The organism is Coleofasciculus sp. D1-CHI-01 (assembly GCF_040218875.1).
Taxonomy (GTDB): Bacteria; Cyanobacteriota; Cyanobacteriia; order Cyanobacteriales; family Coleofasciculaceae; genus Coleofasciculus.
The window spans coordinates 1-19,283 of sequence record NZ_JAVJQP010000062.1 but is presented as its reverse complement, the minus strand read 5'-3'; the positions used below and the strand labels follow the sequence as shown (position 1 = coordinate 19,283).

At 44.9% G+C, this 19,283-nt stretch carries 9 protein-coding genes and 4 pseudogenes; 2 read left to right on the top strand and 11 right to left on the bottom strand.

Going from position 1 to position 19,283, the window contains the following annotated elements; translation table 11 throughout:
• From RIB93_RS12235 to RIB93_RS12190, 10 genes and pseudogenes are all read right to left on the bottom strand, one after another.
• Positions 1-251 (bottom strand): annotated as a pseudogene (locus RIB93_RS12235) (hypothetical protein); the annotation flags it as partial.
• Positions 252-260: 9 nt separating this feature from the next.
• Positions 261-398: pseudogene (locus RIB93_RS12230) on the bottom strand (hypothetical protein); the annotation flags it as partial.
• Positions 399-677: 279 nt separating this feature from the next.
• Positions 678-4,619: a two-partner secretion domain-containing protein gene (locus RIB93_RS12225; protein WP_446373043.1), complete on the bottom strand. Its 3,942-nt coding sequence runs from the start codon at positions 4,617-4,619 to the stop codon at positions 678-680.
• A 389-nt stretch (positions 4,620-5,008) separates the two neighbouring features.
• Positions 5,009-5,416, bottom strand: coding sequence for a PIN domain-containing protein (locus RIB93_RS12220; protein ID WP_446373042.1), 408 nt, complete (start codon positions 5,414-5,416; stop codon positions 5,009-5,011).
• Positions 5,413-5,661: a hypothetical protein gene (locus RIB93_RS12215; RefSeq protein ID WP_446373041.1), complete on the bottom strand. Its 249-nt coding sequence runs from the start codon at positions 5,659-5,661 to the stop codon at positions 5,413-5,415. The genes RIB93_RS12220 and RIB93_RS12215 overlap by 4 nt, the downstream gene beginning before the upstream one ends.
• A gap of 855 nt (positions 5,662-6,516) precedes the next feature.
• Positions 6,517-14,184, bottom strand: a complete 7,668-nt coding sequence (locus RIB93_RS12210) for a hypothetical protein (RefSeq protein ID WP_446373040.1) — start codon at positions 14,182-14,184, stop codon at positions 6,517-6,519.
• Between the two features lie 765 nt (positions 14,185-14,949).
• Positions 14,950-15,165 carry a hypothetical protein gene (locus tag RIB93_RS12205; protein WP_446373039.1) on the bottom strand — a complete coding sequence of 72 codons (216 nt, stop codon included), beginning with the start codon at positions 15,163-15,165 and terminating at the stop codon, positions 14,950-14,952.
• 203 nt (positions 15,166-15,368) lie between these two features.
• Complete coding sequence (locus tag RIB93_RS12200) at positions 15,369-15,812, bottom strand: aspartyl protease family protein (protein ID WP_446373038.1); 444 nt, start codon at positions 15,810-15,812, stop codon at positions 15,369-15,371.
• A gap of 104 nt (positions 15,813-15,916) precedes the next feature.
• On the bottom strand, positions 15,917-16,201 hold the full coding sequence (locus RIB93_RS12195; RefSeq protein ID WP_446373037.1) for a hypothetical protein: 285 nt from the start codon (positions 16,199-16,201) through the stop codon (positions 15,917-15,919).
• Between the two features lie 587 nt (positions 16,202-16,788).
• Positions 16,789-17,553, bottom strand: a complete 765-nt coding sequence (locus RIB93_RS12190) for a hypothetical protein (RefSeq protein ID WP_446373036.1) — start codon at positions 17,551-17,553, stop codon at positions 16,789-16,791.
• Positions 17,554-17,947: 394 nt separating this feature from the next.
• Here RIB93_RS12190 and RIB93_RS12185 point away from each other — a divergent pair, with 394 nt between their 5' ends.
• On the top strand, positions 17,948-18,277 hold the full coding sequence (locus RIB93_RS12185) for a DUF433 domain-containing protein (protein WP_446373035.1): 330 nt from the start codon (positions 17,948-17,950) through the stop codon (positions 18,275-18,277).
• 161 nt (positions 18,278-18,438) lie between these two features.
• Here the strand turns inward: RIB93_RS12185 and RIB93_RS12180 are convergent.
• Positions 18,439-18,816 (bottom strand): annotated as a pseudogene (locus tag RIB93_RS12180) (Uma2 family endonuclease); the annotation flags it as partial.
• A gap of 118 nt (positions 18,817-18,934) precedes the next feature.
• Here RIB93_RS12180 and RIB93_RS12175 point away from each other — a divergent pair.
• Positions 18,935-19,283 (top strand): annotated as a pseudogene (locus tag RIB93_RS12175) (ISAs1 family transposase); the annotation flags it as partial.

Here is a 19,283-nt window from a genome sequence, read left to right as displayed (position 1 = left end):
CTGCGGACTTGGGCATTTTCTGAACTCTCTTGACTCTCGAATCCTTCTGACTTAATAATTAATTGAGTTGCTGAACTAAAGGCTGATACATTTATTAAAACATTTTGACAATTATTTTCATAATTGGTTAAAGTATTTTTTAAAGTTTTTCCATCAATAGCAATCCAATCCGTCCCCTCTTTTTTCCAATAATGTTGCTCGACAAAATTTTCAAATATGGCTTTTATCTCTAGGGTTTCAATGCCGATCATCACTCTTCTTATTGTACTATAAGATGGTAATTTTTCTGGACATATTCCTAGCCATTGTATTAGGTTTTCTTTTTGGTCATGGCTAAATCTTGCGATCTTCTTATAATTGACATGTCCCGTCATCAGATCCAAAAAAATAATAGATAAAACTACCCATAATTCGTGCCGTTTGCCTCGCTTGTTGCGAAAATCCTTGACTTTTTTGAATTATTCAATTAGGCGAGTAAGCATGATTTTTTTGAAATTGAAAAAAGTGAGCTTTTCTTAATTTTACCGGGAAAAGTTCACTTTTATTTTAAAGATTCCCCCGGACTTTGAAAACCCCCTGGGTCGGGAGAGGGGCTAGGGGTTTAGCTTAAGTTGACACGGATGGTTGGTTGAGGCTATTTGCCCTAGCTATTTAGGATAACATTTATTCTCCCCCACTCATTCCTCCAAACCACTCCGACAATGTATTGAATTTTGCCAACCAGTATTAGGCGTAACATTGGGCGCTTCGGCGGTGAGAACGATTGTTCCATCGGGTAATTTTAGGAAGCCTTGGGCTTCAATGATTGGGGTTGAACGAGTCTGGGTTACGGGTTCAATTTTTGCCGGAGAGTTATCACTATTGGGAGTCAATGGACGTAAATCTTCCCACACATTATCGGTTCCCGTGACTTGGGAAATTGTCGGAGGAACTCCGCCGCGTCCACTGATGATAAAATGGCTGGGAGTTTGGTTAGAACGCCCTTGACAGAAATTGACAAAATCCGGTGGAGAAGCTGGGGGAGGTAATTGCAGTAATCCGGTGTTCGGGTCAATTTCTAAAGTGTCGAGTTCTACGACTCCTTGTTCGCCAAATTCGGAACTGGCGGTAATGTCAGAAAGGGGAGTCAGGCGAGGGCGAAATTCGAGTCCATAAATTTTGTTGGCGGTGATATCAACTCTTCCCCCATTCCCCAAGAATGCATTGGCGGTAATATCGCTATTTTCCCAGGGAAGCCCGACAATAAAGGGTGAATTAATCCGGATATTGCCCCCATTTCCCCCCGCTTGAGCAGTCCCAGCCGTGGTGGAAATTGAACTGTTATGGCGTAGGAGTAATATATCGTTAACGTTGAGGGTAATATTACCACCCTCGGTTGCTTCAGTTTCAGCAATAATAGTTCCCTGCTGATCTAATATTATTTTGTCTGCTGTGATTCCTATATTCCCAGCATCCCCTGTGGCTTGACTAATCGGTGGAATCTCAAGATTAGACAAAATATCCAACAGAACGGCGGGAATTGCCGGAACTCTTACTTGTGTCGCACCCCCAGCCGCTACGGTAACTCTGGCTTGTTCCCGTACAATTAAATCTTGTGTATTAATTGTCAAGTTTCCAGCTTGACCAGTCCCAAAGGTTTGAGCATACAAACCACTAGATAAACCTCTATCGGAACGTCCCCGGAGTTCAACAGAAGAAGCGTTCACGATTAAATTTCCTCCTTGACTTCCCTGACTATCTTGACCAAAGGTAGACGCTGAGGCTATCGCGCCATCTTCCACAATCAAGTTCGTGGTGTTAATGGTTAAATCTCCAGCATTACCAATGTTACTGGTATCAGTAAATAAACCCGTAGGAATTTCATCACCGTTGTTCAAGATACCCGTTCCACTCAGTTGCACTGTTGAAGCATTTACTGTCAAATCTCCTCCCTCACCAGTTGTGGTTGTGGAAGCGGTTACGATTGCCCCATCTTGCACAATTAACTGATTGGTATTAATAGTTAAATTTCCGGCATTTCCTGGCTTAAACAGTCCATTGGTCAGGGCATTAGTCGTCAGGGCGCTGGGAAATGTTCCATCACTACCGATTAATTGAACAGACTCCGTAGCCTCGACGATTATATTTCCTCCTTTACCTTGACCCGAGGTTAAAGCTGATACTCTAGCACCACCCTGAAGGCTTAAACGGTCAGTTTCAATCCTTAATTCTCCAGCATTTCCTATATCGTAAGCTTCCGTTAATATTCTGGCTCTTCCTTGAAGATTTAACTCTGGAGTTTCTACGAAAACATTTCCCGGTTCACCACTCCCATCAGAGGTAGCAAACAAACCTGTTGAATTTCCCTCCGGTAATGAATCAGTCAGGTTGACTGACTCAGAAGCCTTTACTGTGATATTTCCTCCCTGATTGTTGCCAACTACTCTAGAAAGTAATCGGGCACCATCAGCGAGAGAAACTGATTGTGCCGTAACGTCAATATTACCACTATTACCCGTTCCTGCATTATTCGTGGAGTCAATAATCACTCCCGTGGCATTGACTGCGCTATCACTATGAATACGAATCTCGCCACCATTTGAGGTAATTCCCCCAATCAAATTTATATCACTGGTTGCCTCTAAGATAACTCGTCCTCCTAGAGTTTCAATATTGACTGTGGTAATACTGCCATCTGATGGTTTTACAGAAGTCGTGAAAGAGGGTAAAGTCGAGCTATTATCCGGTGGTGTGACTGGGGGTGTTGAGGAAGCATCGGCAAAGACTTTGATATTATCGATCCCCCAGTTCTCATTTTCTAGCACTTCTCCAGGCGGTAACTTAGCAAAATCTATTTGTAGAGAGTTTGATGTGTGGGCTAAGGAAAAATTTATCGTGTAGATTGAGTCACCGAAGCGTAAGTCCGGAATATCAGAAGACGTATATCCCAATTCATCTATGCGAACAGCAGATTGACGAGCCGGATGATCTTCTTGAAGATAATCATCCGGAAATGATTGTTTACTGTTGACATTACTAAACGTTGCGTTTACCCACACATTATTATCAATACTTAACTGCCAAACATCGGGTCCACTAATCGCCGAGGTATCGTTACCGTCCCATGAGCCAATAATATATAGATCAAAAGATCCTGTAACCTGGGCAGGTGAAGGAAGATTATTAAGTGTTAAACTTACCGTTTCTTGACCAAAGGGTCCCAGGAAAGTTGTATCGATTGTGCCTTCATCGGGTGTTTTTTCTGTTTTTGTATTAGACCATTCTGAACCAACTACTCCTTCAAAATTGTTCTCATACTTGAATGTGGAGTTTGTTGGCGGTGGCGGTGGTTGCTGGGGTAGATTTGGCGGAGTTACCGGATATTTTAGATTATCAACTCCCGATCGCATAATTAAAGCTGGCTCACTTGTCAATATAGCAATATCTGGGTCAGTGGGGTCATTCGTGTTATTTAAAGCAACATCAGCTTGAGTAATTATGATATTTCCTGTCTTGATGCTTCCGGTGGCTTCGATTAACAGTGAAGCGCCTGTATAATCTCCCAGAATTACATCTCCATCTACACTTATAATCGGGTCATAGTAACTCCAAAACTCCCCCGGTTCCCCCGCTAAATTCAGAATCGAAAACTGACCCCCACTGGCAAAATGAGCATCCCCAGAAATAACCCCATCACTAATTAAACTTAAATCCCCAACACTCTGAAATGGGGTTCCTGGATGATTCAATGCCAGAATATCAATGCCTTGATTTCCTTGAATATAAAGATTCCCGCCTGTATGGGCAATAAACGGAGTTTCTACACTATCCCGCACTCGCACCGTATCCCCCGCCAATAAGATTAAATCTCCAGCCGTGACTAACTGACTCTCCTCTAAAATTAAATGATTATTCGCGAATAAAAAAGCCGACTGCGCCAACCCATCCCGCACTGTTGCATCTCCCGTTAATGCGGCTATCTCCAAATGTCCGGCGGGGGCGGCTAATTGTCCGGTACTGTTAATTTTTCCGCCAACTAAGGTTAAATCTCTCCCAACTTCTAGACTGCCAGAATTCGTAATCACGGCTGCATTCTGATTTCCATATTGCAATCCTAAGGGAACATTAATAGTGAGTAATGGCGGTGCTTCTGGATTAGTTGCACTGAAGATAGTGCCATTCTCAAATACCACCCCATTGGCTGTACTCCCAATAAACGAACCCCGGATGTCTAATTGAGCATTTTCACCAAAGAGAATTCCATTGGGATTGATGAAAATTAAATCGGCTGCACCATTGACGCCTAATGTCCCCAAAATGTCAGAAGGATCAGTTCCGGTTACCCGACTAAAAATGGCTTCAATTCCGTCAGGGTTGGCAAAATAAACCCGTTGTCCTTCGTTAATATTAAACTCTAAAAAGCTATGAAATAAGGCGGAACCTCGACTAGCGCCATCCTGAATTAAATCGGCGGTTACTCCATCGATAACTACGCCATTCTGTAGGATTGAGGAACCTTCAGCGCCTAATGTGGAATCGGGTGTAATCTGGGCGAGGACAGGGTTACAGGGGATGAAGAGGAAGGGAGCGATCGCGCTCCAATATCTTAAATGCTGTAAGCCTTGATTGATGGTCATCATAGCACCCTCTACATTTGAAATTTAGATCATTCCTAACCTGATATTTATTTTATTGTGTTTTGTGTCCTGTGTCCTGTAATCCTGTAATCCTGTAGGGGCTCATCGGGAGCATTATCGTTACCGGGAAATCCATTCCTTTTATCGACTCGCCCTCTTCGTTGGTTCACCTGTTGCCAACGATAACTCGGTGGGTTACGGCGGATAGTTAATTAAATGGTTTGTTGAGTCAATTGAGTACCGCCTAACCCACCCTACGGTTTACGGGTGATCGGGGTCTATAGGACGGCACATTTTCCCATGGTATAAAAGTACCTAAAATCAGAAAGAAAGTCAAGCACTAATTCTATTTTTTTCGCCGCGATTTCCCTAATTTCCCTTCGTGATTATCGTCAAGATTGACTCCAGTCTTGCCATTCTAGCCCTTCAATTCGGCTAAAATGACGCTGGTTGTGGGTAATGATAACTAGATTATTGGCAACTGCAGTACCAGCAATTAACAGATCAATATCATCGACAGGCGTTCCATCTTTTCGCAGGCTAGCATAGAAGTCTGCTGAAAGGGTGACAGATGTTTGGGTGAGGGGCAAAACGGTGTTTTGAGTGGCAAATTCTAGAAATAAGGCAAGTTGCTTGTGGGCGTCGCGATGGTTTAAGCCACTGAGAATTTCGTAGTAGGTAATAATGCTGAGGTTGATTTTACGATATTTGTTCAGATAGGTCTGAACATTAGAAACGACGGCTGGATTGCCGCGAAAAAACATGGATAGAATGTCAGTGTCAACTAAGGCTGGCTTCATCGGTTTTGCCTCTGTTGAAATGCTTGCTGACGGCGCTGGGAAATGTCGTCTAAGAAGTCAGTATAGGTTTCGTTGGGTAGATCTCTCCAGCAACCTGCGAATTTCATGATCAGTTGGCTGGGAGAATGGGCAGGTTCTGAACGTAGTCGGAATGTATGAATCAGCTCTAATAGTTCAATCAGTTTATCATCGGGAACACTCTGGATTTCTTGCAAAACTTTGGTTCTTAGTTCTGAACTATTCATGAGTCAGTAGTCCTCCATTAATGACTTAAGTAGTCGGACACAATTAAAGTTAACGGTTGAGATTAGGAAGGATCAGGGAACAGGGAACAGTAAGAGTTTGAGGCTTGTTAACATTTCTTAGCACGTCGGGGATGGCGGGGTAGTTTGCGATCGCACTTCAAGCTCCGAGACGTTGTAAGCTTTGATTGATGGTCATCATAGCACCCTCTTTGATTTGATAGTTAGGTCATTCCTAACCTGATATTTATTTTATTGTGTTTTGTGTCCTGTGTCCTGTAATCCTGTAATCCTGTAATCCTGTAACAACTTTGTAGGGGCGAGTCGCTGCACTATCATGACGGGGAAATCCATTAATTTACCCGACTCGCCCCACTATCGCGAACGGGAAAACCCTTAGTTGTGTTGAGGAATTCTCGTCGTTAGTTCATTCCTGATCAAGGATAACCTGGTGGGTTACGGCAGATATTTAATTAAATGGTTTGTTTCCTGAATTGATTACTGCCTAACCCACCCTACGGGTTAAGCTGTCATGCATTTAAATTGGGTATTAGTAGCGAGCAAGATGCTCAATCTAGCGAGCAAGATGCAAAGCCTGCGGCATGGCTTCGCTTAACGCACTACGGCAAGGATGAGAGCCATTATTGATATTAAGGTTTAAATGCCGAACAGCTTACGGTTGATTGGGGTCTATAGGACGGCACATTTTCCCATGATATAAAAATACATAAAATTAGCAATAAAGTCAAGCCCTAATTTGGTCTTTTTTGGGTCAATGTCCCTTGAAGTTACAATTAAAACCTGATCGTTTGTAGGGACACGATAGTATCGTGTCCCTGTGTTAAACCCATGGCGGTTCTAGATGATCGTGAAGTCGAAATGGGTGAGAGTGTTGGCTTGAACCCCTGTTAAGGTGGCAAGCTGTTCACCACTGTCCTGAATCGTAAGCAAGGTGTCATTTTCTTGGCTATTAGTGCCTTGGCTAATTGATAGATCATTAAAGGTAATTCCGCCCGTTAAACCAATCCAATCCATGCCCACGGTAAAGTTGAAAATGGTATCTGTACCCGCACCTGAACCGAGGACAAAGGTATCCATACCCGTTCCACCATAGAGTTGGTCATTTCCTGCACCGCCATCGAGGAGATCATCGCCACTCCCGGCGTAGAGTTGGTCATTCCCTGCGCCGCCTTCTAGCCAGTCGTAACCGGAACCGCCTTTGAGGAGATCATCGCCATCACCGCCCATTAGGTAATCATCCCCCGATTGTCCTAATAGGGTGTCCATCCCATCACCGCCTTCGATGTAGTCATGACCTGCACCACCATCTAGGTAATTGGTTCCCTGTTGACCGTATAATTGATCATCCCCGTCACCTGCTGACAGGTGGTCATCGCCGGAACCTCCCTCTAGATAGTCGTCACCATCGCCACTCTCTAATACATCATCCCCGGCTTGTCCATAGAGTTGGTCATTACCTTTTCCTCCCAGAAGCTGGTCATTATCCGCACCACCATCTAGGTAATCATCGTCGGTTCCGCCAGTGAGGATATCTTCACCCGCTTGACCATAGAGTTGGTCATTACCGCGATCGCCGTTTAGGGTATCATTGCCTACACCGCCCTCTAGGTAATCGTTTCCGGCGTTCCCCTCTAGGGAATCATCGCCCTGTTGACCATAGAGTTGATCGTTACCGATATCGCCGATAAGCTGGTCATTGTCTAAGCCGCCTTCTAGGTAATCATGACCAGAACCGCCGTTTAAGATATCGATACCGGATTCACCGAAGAGTTGATCATTATCGTCACCGCCGTTAATCTGATCATTGCCACTTCCGCCATCCAGATAATCATCCCCTGTTCCACCGTCCAGAGTATCATTGTGATCGCCTCCCCAAATGAGGTCATCGCCGGAACCCCCATCCAGGATATCGTCACCGGTTTGACCATAGAGTTGGTCATCCCCAGAACCGCCTTGCAATAGGTCATGATCTGCGCCACCATCGAGGACATCTTCACCATCACGTCCATAAAGGCGATCGCGTCCTGTGCCACCATAGAGTTGATCATCCCCATCACCCCCGTCTAAATAGTCGGTTCCGGCTTGTCCAAATAGGCTATCATCACCGGCTTCACCCCAAAGTTGGTCACTTCCATCCCCGCCATCTAACCAGTCATTCCCTTTCTTTCCATAGAGGCGGTCAAATCCTGCATTCCCCAGCAGGTGGTCATCACCCGCACCCCCGTTGAGGAGGTCATTGCCAGAATTCCCTTCTAAGGTATCATTATCGGCATTCCCGTAGAGGCGGTCATTTCCCTCACCCCCCGATAACTGATCATTCCCATCGCCACCCTGAAGGACATCAGTTCCCGCGTCTCCGGATAACATATCCGCGTCATCACCACCCCAAAGGGCGTCATTTCCGACACCACCCGTTAAGGTATCAAATCCGGCGCGACCATATAAGGTATCATTGCCGTCATCTCCATTCAGTTGGTCACTGCTATCGCCACCATCCAGGAGATCATTGCCATCGCCACCGTTGAGATGATCGCGATCGCGTTTACCATAGAGACGGTCGTTTCCGGTATCACCCGTGAGTTCATCTTCTCCATCTCCGCCTTCTAGATAATCGTCGCCAGCGCCACCATTTAGGGTATCATTGCCTTGTTGACCATAAAGTTGGTCATTGCCTGCATCACCACTGAGGAGGTCTTCCCCTGCACCCCCATCCAGGTAATCATTATCTGCGCCACCCTCTAAGGTATCATTCCCAGCATCAGCATAGAGTTGGTCATTCCCTGCGCCACCGAGAATCTGGTCTTCCCCTTCCCCTGCATTGAGATAGTCTACCCCAGCGCCGCCATCTAAGGTATCATTCCCTTGGCGACCATAAAGGCGATCGTTATCATCACCCCCTGCTAATTGGTCATTCCCAAAACCGCCGTCTAGGTAATCAAAACCTGCGTCACCGGATAACTGGTCATCTCCCTCTCCCGCGTCTAAACGGTCATCGCCGCTACCGCCATTTAAGGTATCATCCCCAGCTTCTCCGTAGAGTTTATCGTTATTTTCGCCACCAGATAACTGGTCATTCCCGTCTCCGGCTTCTAGATAGTCATCCCCGGCTTGTCCGATCAGTTCGTCATCTCCGTCATGACCATAGAGTTTATCTTGACCTGCGCCACCGTCTAGGGTGTCATGACCAGATTGTCCATAGAGGTCATCATTTCCATCACCACCCAGTAGCAAATCATCCCCAGAACCACCATCCAGGTCATCGTTTCCAGCTTGACCCAAAAGTTGGTCATGATCCTCGCCACCAATTAGATTATCATCGCCAGAACCGCCATCGAGGGTATCATTCCCAGCCTGACCCAAAAGTTGGTCATGATCAGCGCCACCACTGAGACTATCATCCCCAGAACCGCCGTCTAGATAATCGATTCCGGCTTCAGCAATCAGTTGGTCATCGCCGTCGCCACCTTCTAAGTAGTCATGTCCATCACCACCATTGAGGAAATCATTCCCGGCTTGTCCATAGAGGGAGTCATCTCCCGCGCCAGCTTCTAAATGGTCATCCCCCGCGCCAGCATCTAAGATATCATCCCCCAACCGTCCAAACAGTTGGTCATTTCCGGTTCCGCCAAACAGGTTATCATTCCCTTCTCCTGCATCCAGGTGATCATCTCCGGCTTGTCCGTAGAGTTGGTCATTCCCGTCACCCGCTTCTAAATGATCATCACCCTGTCCGCCATCTAAGGTATCCTCACCCTGATGACCATAGAGGAAATCGGTATCATCGCCACCGGATAGACTATCATTCCCTGCACCCGCGTCTAAAATATCATGTCCGGCTTGACCCATCAGTAGGTCATCACCGTCGCCACTGATGAGAACATCTTCACCCTGTCCGCCATCCAGGGTATCCTCACCGGTTTGTCCAAAGATGACATCATCGCCATCGCCACCGATGAGATAATCCTGTCCATCTCCACCATCTAGGTGATCATCTCCCTGTTGACCATAGAGTTCATCATCTCCATCAGCCCCCTCTAAATGGTCATCTCCGGCTTCGCCAGCCAGGTAGTCATCCCCAGCTTCTCCCTCTAGCCAGTCATTATCGTCACCTCCCCAGAGAGAATCCTCTCCATCTCCACCGGAGAGGAAATCATCTCCAGCTTGACCCAGGAGGCGGTCATTCCCTTCATTGGCTTCTAAATAGTCGTTATCCGCACCGCCATCGAGTTGGTCATCTCCTGTACCGCCGACAATATGGTCATCCCCAGCATCACCGTAGAGTTGATCCGCCTCGTCATCGCCAAAAATGCGATCGCTTCCAATCCCGCCACTGATGAAATCCTCACCCGCACCGCCTTCTAGGGTATCATTGCCATCATCACCGTAGATGAGATCATCGCCATAGCCACTATCGCCTTTGACCCAATCATCACCACCGCCAGCGTGAATGGTATCATCCCCATCGCCACCACGGATATAATCTGCATCGCCTTGATCGGTAACGCCTTGTAAGTCACCATAGATGGTATCCGTACCTTGATTACCAAAGATGCGGTCTTGACCCAAACCCCCGATAATCTGGTCATCACCGCGTTCGCCGTAAAGGGAGTCATTTCCCTCTTGTCCATCCAGGGTATCATCCCCTGTATCTGCGGTAATCCAGTTGGCTTGATCATCGCCAATTATTTGATCATCATGGCGAGAACCGATCGCATTTTCGATTGTGGAGAGGGAATTATTGTCTGGGCGAGGGATAATACTATCCATATCCCCCCAACCATCAATCACTCGACCCGTTTCCAGGTTCACCTGTACACCCCCCGGATCACGGCGGAAGCTGAGAGTATCGGTTCCATCTCCCCCATCAAACTGGTCATCTCCGGCGGTACTGAGAATCAGGTCATCCCCAGCTAACGCCTGGATTTGATTGTCTTTGTAATTGCCAATCAAGATATCATCGAATTCAGACCCGATAATATGTTCTAAATTCTTCAGCGTATCCGTCGTACCAAATCCATCAATGGCGGTTCCGGAATTAATCGTAAAATCGGGTTCGAGGTCGCTATAGTAGTCACTGGGGTTAGCGTCGGTAACTTCTTTAGCCGCGCGATCGCTACGGTTATGGTTATAGTCGCGGTATTCGTTGATATTAACAATGACGCCATTGGGTGAGGTTTGGTAGCTAACCGTATCATTATCCTGACCCCCATGAATCAGGTCATCCCCGGCTTCTCCCATGAGGAAATCATCCCCAGTTTCGCCATAGAGTTCATCGTTCCCTTGATTTCCGTAGAGTTGGTCGTTGTTGGCTTGACCATGGAGGATATCATCCCCGGAATTTCCCTCTAAGTAATCGTTTCCGTCACCGCCTTCCAATACATCATGACCTGCATTTCCATAGAGGAAATCGTCATCGGTTTGACCATAAAGCGTATCTTCTCCCGTACCGCCTGCTAAGGTATCGACACCGGAACCGCCTTCGAGAACATCGTTATCGGCTTCACCATTGAGGAAATCATTTCCCGATTGACCATAGAGAAGGTCGCGACCTGTGCCACCATAGAGTTGATCAGCATGGCTACCACCATCGAGGAAGTCATCGCCAGCGTTTCCGTGGAGTGTGTCGTTTCCGGCTTGACCGTAAAGGGTATCGAAACCATAGCCGCCAGACAGGTAATCTTGGTTATCGCCGCCTTCTAAATAGTCGTTACCTTCATTACCGTGAAGTTGATCATCGCCTGCTTCACCGTAGAGGATATCATTGTCTAGTCCACCGTAGAGGGTGTCTTGGTCAGCGCCGCCATAAAGAGTGTCATTTTCTGTATCACCGTAGAGGAGATCATTCCCTTTGTTCCCTTCTAAGTAGTCAGTTCCAGCATCACCATATAATTCATCATGATCGTCTTCCCCTCGGAGTTCATCATTACCTCCCCAACCTTTGAGGGTATCATTACCGGAACCACCGTAGAGAAAATCGGCGGAATCGTCTTCATTTCCACCATCTAGCAGGTCATTATCTTCTTCACCATAGATGTAGTCGGTATTATGCTGACCATAAAGCTTGTCATTACCTGAACCTCCATAGAGAGTATCTTCTCCAGTAAAGCCCCAAATCTCATCATGATCCGCTTCACCTCGGAGGTCATCGTTTCCTCCCCAACCTTTGAGGGTATCATTACCAGAACCACCGTAGAGAAAATCGGCAGATTCATCTTCATTTCCACCATCTAGCAGGTCATTATCTGCTTCTCCATAGAGGTTGTCAGAACCCCATTGACCATAAACTAGGTCATCGCCAGAACCAGCATAAATAGTGTCGTTGTCTTCAGCACCCATGATTCTGTTCTGGGATGAATTCCCGTAAAGGAGATCATTACCAGCTTCACCATACAGATTCTCAACACCAGCAGATTCGGGAAGGCTTAAAACATCATCGCCAACCGTTCCTACATTGGGATAAATGGCATTAAAGGGTATCTCGACAGAAACCTTGTTAAATTGCGGAGCTTCACCATTATTAAACTTAGCGTACAGATCGTTGAAAGGGATACTGAAATCTAACTTTGGAATACCCAGAGCATCGAGAATATCAATGCGATGACTTAGAAATTCAGGAGCAAACTCAGGCAAATTAATTAGGTTAACACTTCCACCGATATTGTTTAAAAATGGAATGCTAAAAGGTAGCTTATTAAAGTCTACTTTTGCGGTCAGCCTCCCGATATCTACGTTAAACTGTGTCTCTAAATCTAAAGCAAAGTTTGGTTTGAAGAAAACATCGGGATTGAGTTCAAATTCAACATCTATCTTGGAATCATTGTCTAGATCCTTAGCGAGTAGTTCGTCAAGCTCGGAGTATGAGGTAGCAACATCTAAAAATTCACCGCCAATTATTTTGGGTTCAGTGTTTCTAATTCCTACCTCAAATTCGTAAATTCCATTGACTATACCAGTAAGTTCAATTGGTAGTAGCCTGTATCCGACATTAAATGGTCCAGCATCTACACTCTGTGCGAGAAATGATAACTGTGGTATTTTTGCCAGAATTTTATCAAAATTTATGGTGAGGCGAGCTAACTCATCTGGCAGAGAAGGATCAGGGTTGGGTTCGCCCGGAAGAAGATCTTCAGGATCAGGAGGTCTTTGATTGCTAACCTTGACAGAAAACTGGTCTTCTGTGGATGAGTTTTGCAAGCTAAAGTTGAAATTTGGGAGGGGACTTGCTTTAAAGGTTGCCAAGCCTCCAAACAGAGAAGTTGTGTTAACACTAATGCTAGAAGTCAGAAAATCAACTTGTCCTGGTAATAGGTTAACCTGTATTATAGGATCATTTAAAGTATTGATGTTAACCATTCGGTGGGTAAAGTTTCCATTTACACCCCCCCAAATGGTTTCTTCCACGCCTAATCCATCAATACTTGAATGAGCAAAGGCATTGATTGAACCAATATCGTAGTCAAAAACAGCATCTAAAACTGCATAAGCAGAAGGAATTGTATAGTCAAGCTTTGCGTCAAATATAGTTGTGAAATCAAATAGAAGTTGCTGTCCCGAATCACTCGCATTTAAAAGAGCTTGTAATGGGAGATCAAAGTCTATTTCACCTAAATTTAGACCTGCGTATGCTTTAAACCCTGCACCAAATGATCCACCTTCTATCTCAATTCCAGCCTTTAAGTCCCCATTATTAAAAAAAGTTGGCTTGGCACCAGGGTATCCTGTACGTAGAATCAAAGAATCTCCAGAATCATACTCATAAGAATTATCGACCTGTATCCCAAAAAACTTGTCTATATAGTCTGCTGTCTTGCCCTGAAAAGCGTAACGACCGAAATCGACACCCTCTGAATGAGTTGTTGTGGTTATCGACTGTTCAACTACGATGCTGGAGTTGTCTAAATTTAAAACAGTAGAATCATCTTCTTGTTTGAGTGCATCCAAAGTATAAGAATCTAAATTTTCCCCTAAAACTGTCGCCGCAAAGAGTCTTCCCTCATCACCCGGAGAGTCGGTTTCATTCACATAAAAATCTACATAATGACCAAACTCTTCCAACAAAACACTGGTAATTGCCTGAGAATCATTAGCATACTGATGCAAAAACTCTTCAGAAAAATAGATTGTATTGGTAGCACCAGCATAGGCAGCATTAGCACCATTCAGTTCTGCACCCGTGCGAATTTCAATGCTTGGAAATGCATTAAACTCACCAGATTGCCATGCAGTCTTTAAGCTGCTGTAATCATTGTCTTCCCCAAATGCTAATGCCATCTTAGACTCAAACTCTGAATCAGTAGTAAACTGCTGAACAGCTTGTTTAATCACTTGAGACATTTGTTCTGTGATTAGCGAAGAGTTTGCCGCGCTTCTCAGCAAGGTTTCCCAGGAAAACGTTGTAGCAGTAATATCAACCATTGTATGATCCAGACCCCCGTTCAGTAAGTTGTCGCTAAAAACATCAACTAAAGAAAATGCACTTGATTGAGATTGATTATTGGTAGCCATGATGAAACTTCCTTACAGTAAACAAAAGAACAGCTATCGAAAATTTCCTCGAAAAAGCCAAAAGCCGGAGAAGCGGATCACTTAAATCCACTTCACCGGCTTCGTGAGACTCACACCCATCAAATGCCTGGTGTATCTAACAGATATTGACTGATTTGTCCTTGTGTCTCAGCCGTGCCAGTCCTCTCAACCGTGCGACATGACCTGAGACAATCTTGAAAACTTTTGGCTGAACCTTATACGGAATAAGGATTACAGACTGGGGAAATAAATTATGCGATTTTCCCCTATCTTTGACTTAATTCGCTTCTGGGCGGCTTCTTGCTGGGGAAAGTTTAGAAGCAAGAGGGCTAACACCAACGAATGATATTACTCTAACACTTAATTCCTCTATGAGTCGAAAACTTTAGATTTATTTACAATCGTTGTTAGTCACTCAATTAAGAGGAATATTGCTGACTTGGTAGCCAGGAAATTTGCCGACTGGGGAGCCAAGGGAGCCAAGAAATAAATTTCTGGCTCAAAGCTAAAGTCCATTAAAATGGACTCAGACTAGCTAGAGATGCAGTCGTCTTTAGACGACTTTCGCTTTCAGCCTTGGGTTTGAACCCAAGGCGGTTGGTGCTTGGGAGCCAAGAAATAAATTTCTGGCTCAAAGCTAAAGTCCATTAAAATGGACTCAGATTAGCTAGAGATGCAGTCGTCTTTAGACAACTTGAGCTTTGGGTTCCTTGGGTTTGAACCCAATGCGGTTGGTGAAACTGTTCAACTCCCGTTCATCTTCTGTTCAACTTCCTGATTTGTAATCACATAACGGTAATGGGTTGAACCCTGAAGAATTACCCGAATTTTATCCTCCTTAAATCGTTCGCTACTCACTTCTATATGTCCAAAACCTGTCTCACTCCACGTCTGAAGCAGGATTGTCTCCAAGCGTTGCAAGAATTCATCGATATTTGGGGTGGAAGAATGGGATAACATAACGAATGCCTCTGGGATACGGATTAGTGTTGGTCAATCCAACTGAATCCATTAAACCGAATCATTCTCCAGAAAAACCCATCGGAAGGTATCAAAAGGTATCATAAAGCTATCAACTTTCATTGTTTCCCCATCAACAGGAACTGAATCTTGATTGTAGAGACGTGTTGACACTAATGACAGTGTGCGCCCTTTCTGGTTGTCTACAATATCGTCAAATAGGTTTCTGTTGGACTGATGGGTAAGGGCTTCAGGGTTTGATTTTGTATGTCTATTTCTAACCCCAACGATTCTAACGGGATCACGCCTAAAAGCGCATCGCCACCGCCTGGTAATTCCAAACACTCGAAGGTTCCTTCCCGACCAAACATTGAGAGTTTAGCATCTTGAAAAATTCGGGCTTTGCCAATGCCCATTGCTGTAGCCACGTCTACCTCTTTGAGTATTTTTAGTCCCAGTTTGGCGATGGCGTCTGGTGGCAAACACAAGGTTGTAGCTCCTGTATCTACCAATACATTCTCCAGTGTAATTGACCGAATTTGGTCGGGGGAAATTGTCCCATCTTCCGCTCTAATTTGGTCGGCTCGATTCACAATTGTCAGGGTTGTGAAAACTTTTCCCATTGGCTGGCTAGTTTTAATTGGCATAGGGGTTTTCTCCTTAAAATTCGGAGTGATTCCGTTTATTATCATAACGTCTTTCTAGATTTAAATAGTGTAGGCTGAGGAGAGTAACGCACCTTTGTCACTATTCATATTCCATTCATCTTCTTCTGTTCAACTTCCTGATTCGTAATCACATAACGGTAATGGGTTGACCCCTGAAGCACCACACGTATTTTATCCTCCTTAAATCGTTCGCTACTGACTTCTATATGTCCAAAACCTGTCTCACTCCACGTCTGAAGTAGGATTATCTCCAAGCGTTGCAGGAATTCATCAATATTCGGGGTGGAAGAATGGGATGACATAATTGATGCCTCTGGGATACGGATTGGTGTTGGCGTGCGATCGCGCTTCGGGTAAAGCGGAAACAAGCGTATAGCCTGTAACTAAAAGCTCACTTTGTATATAAACAGGTATAAATCAGGTAAAGACTGCTTGTCAAGACAATTTATGTAAAGTTATGTATAGTTTTTGTCCCTACCTGTCTCCAGCCCTCACCCCCAGCCCCTCTCCCGACCCCCCTCGTTCCCCCCTACAAGAGGGGGGATGACAGAGGATGCTTCGCTTTTTTTTGCACGGGAGAGGGGAGCAAGAGGTATGTAGCACAACATTAGGGTTAAGTATAATGGCACGCTCCAGTCAGCATTAGGGAATCGCCAAAACCTTTGATATACCGTAGTGTCGTAGCACACCTTAATTGGTGGATTAGCATTGTAGGGGCGCACGGCGTGCGCCCAGTTTAAACGTCAAATCTATTCCACAATTTTAGCTGTGTCACGCCGCCATCGTGGACTCTTGCGAAGTCGAGTGGGTTGAGCGAAGTCGAAACCCACCAGCATACCAGTCAGTGGTATTCAGATTAAGTGTGTAGGGGCGGGTTTCACAACTATCTTTTTGGTTGTACCCAGATTTGACGAAACCCGCCCAGACTCAGGGTTCTAGACTCCCTGATTCAGTGTTAAGAGGAACAAAGCAGATCAATCAGGGATGGGGGTAGTTCTTCAAAATGCTCTAACAAAAAATCCACGATTGCCAAATGGCGCAAGTCAACGGGTTGAGGGGGGCGATACCCTTGACCTCGGTTGAACCAACATTGAACGGTTCCCAGAGAACGGGAACATATATGAGAAAGTTGCTCATAAGTAACATCCCATTTGGCATAAAACTGCCTTGGCGTCATCCCTAATTCACAGTAACAATACAGATCAATAATGTATTTTTCACGCTGGGTAATTGGGCGGGGATTGTGTCGCCCTTGGGGATTATAGCGTCCAGTTGGGCTATGCACTGATAGAGGCTCTAGTTCATGATCAAAATGGGTGGGATAACGGTATGGGTTGTCATCATCTTCACCGGGAAAATCGTTGAGTGTTGATTGTGTAGGGGCGGGTTTAGGGACAAACACGAATTGTTGTACCCAACCTGGTTGCAAAACCCGCCCTGAGTGTTCGGTGAATTCCTCTATTTCTTCACTATGACGCAGAGTATTTAAAGTCCCAGCAATGAGTTTACCGTTGAGGCTTTCAATCACCTGCTGGATTAATAGCTGCGCGATCGCCTGGGCTTCAGTATCCGTCAGGTGCATTAGGGTTGCATCGAAGTCAAGGTCGCTGTAGTGCTTGATCAACCAGAGGAGTTGGGTAATACTTAATTCCGCTAATGCTTGCTGGGTAATGGTTTCAGTCGTGCGATCGGTGTCGAGTTTAGGGGGGAGATGTGTCATGAGGTTCTGCTCCTTCTGTAATTTTAAAGTATTAGTTGCTTGTAATAATGTTATAACAAAACAAGCAAAATAAAAACCCCTTTGTCTCAAAAAAAGGGATCTAAAGGAAATTATTGGAGCGAAAAAACGTAGGGGCGCACCGACGTGCGCCCAGTTTAACCCTGAGCGAAGTCGAAGGGTTAACCGTCAAATTTATTCCACAATTTTAGCTGTGTCAGTCCAGTAGATTAGATAACTTCGCTTTTTTTCACGGAAGGGAGAGAATTCAAAGCCTCTCAAGAGCAGGAGAGAGGTTTTCCAGATCCCGTGCAAAGTAAGAGGAGCCTATCTACGCAAAAGTGTCGCCCTCAAGTAAGCTAAAGCAAAGAAGCAAATTCTGCGATAAGACCATCTCATGAGCATTCAATTTGAATTTCAAGCTACCACTTCACCCTTGCGATGGGACGAAGCTGGGGGTATTCGTATCAGTCAGAGCCGAGTAACCCTTGACAGCCTACTTGCTGCCTATCACATTGGCTCTACTCCCGAAGAAATTGCTCTCCAGTACGATGTACTTAGCCTGTCAGAGATTTATGCAACTATCGCTTACTACCTCACCCATCGCCAGCAGATTGATAACTACTTGGAGCAGCGTCGCCAAAATGCTCAACAGTACAGACAAAAATTGACTCAAGACAATAACTTGGTTAATCTCCGAGAACGTCTTTTGGCTCGTCATCAATGATCAGATTATTTTTATTCCTTTTTCGTGATTGACTAATTAAAAGGGATAACTTGGTGGGTTACGGCGGATAAGTAATTAAGTGGTTTATTTTCTTAATTGATTACCGCCTAACCCACCCTACTTGTTATTACTGGAGCCTTCTGCCTTTTGCCATATCCATATCACTCCTCAATTCCTAATTTCCGCAGTCGCGCTGCTAGTTGTTCGGCGCGTTGTTCAGCAGCTAAAGCACGTTGTTCGGCGGCGACGGCTTCCTCACTCGGCATTAAAATTAACGTTCCCGATGCATCAAACCAACGCAACCACAGACGGTTGATCTCGCGAAAATTCCCTTGCCACAATCCCAAACTTAACCCTAACTCTGAAATTGGTACTCGCTCATTGATGTCTATAGGTTCGTAATGACCACCCACCAAATGAAAAGCGTGCAGTTGATTCGTATACCGACTGAAAATAATATAATAAGGAATCCGCAGAATTTGCTCATAGACGTGCCACTTTGTTGGTGAATTTCCAGGTTGTTGTACCGTGCGACCAATAAGAAGAGTAATGATCGGCATTGAAACCCTAGAGATAAAAGCCATATTTGAAAATTTCGTCGAGCAATATTATTGAAAAAAAGAGGGGACGGATTGGATTGCTATTGATGGAAATACCTTGAAAAATACTTTAACCAATTATGAAAATAATTGTCAAAATGTTTTAATAAATGTATCAGCCTTTAGTTCAGCAACTCAATTAATTATTAAGTCAGAAGGATTCGAGAGTCAAGAGAGTTCAGAAAATGCCCAAGTCCGCAGTATGATTAGAGAAAGCGGTTTGGTGAATAAGGTTTTCACTCGTGATGCCCTCCATTGTAGTCAACAAACTACTCGCACAATAATTGAAACTCAAAATGATTATTTGATTACGGTAAAAAGGAATCAAATAAAATTGTATAATCGTCTTAAGGAGTTAACGGAAATAGAAAGTCCAGTAAGCGAATATGAAAAAAAGGATGTAAGTC